Origin of the sequence: Mesorhizobium sp. M7A.F.Ca.CA.004.04.2.1 (genome assembly GCF_004022825.1) — a bacterium.
Taxonomy (GTDB): Bacteria; Pseudomonadota; Alphaproteobacteria; order Rhizobiales; family Rhizobiaceae; genus Mesorhizobium.
The window spans coordinates 1-578 of the sequence record NZ_RZPH01001698.1 but is presented as its reverse complement, the minus strand read 5'-3'; the positions used below and the strand labels follow the sequence as shown (position 1 = coordinate 578).

At 61.6% G+C, this 578-nt stretch carries 1 pseudogene; it reads left to right on the top strand.

What is annotated here, in order from left to right:
* Positions 1-578, top strand: a pseudogene (locus EN893_RS37060) (DNA-directed RNA polymerase subunit beta); the annotation flags it as partial.

Below are 578 nucleotides of genomic sequence, written 5' to 3'. Positions count from 1 at the left end.
GCTCGTGGCTCGACATCGAGTTCGATTCCAAGGACGTCGTGCACGCCCGCATCGATCGCCGCCGCAAGATTCCGGTGACGTCGCTGCTGATGGCGCTCGGTATGGACGGCGAAGAGATCCTGTCGACCTTCTACAACAAGATCACCTACAAGCGCGCCGGCGACCATTGGCGCATTCCGTTCAACGTCGAGCGTTTCCGCGGCCTCAAGGCCGTCGGCGACCTGGTCGATGCCGATACCGGCGAAGTCGTCGTCGAAGCCGGCAAGAAGATCACCGCCCGCCAGGCGAGGGCGCTTGGCGAAAAGGGTCTGAAGGCGATCAAGGCCACCGACGAGGACCTGCTCGGTAACTATCTGGCCGAGGACATCGTCAACTACGCCACCGGCGAGATCTTCCTCGAGGCCGGCGACGAGATCGACGAGAAGACGCTGAAGGTTCTGCTCGGCACCGGCGAAGACGAGATCAAGGTTCTCGACATCGACCACGTCAATGTCGGCGCCTATATCCGCAACACGCTCAACGTCGACAAGAACGAGAGCCGCCAGGACGCGCTGTTCGACATCTATCGTGTCATGCGC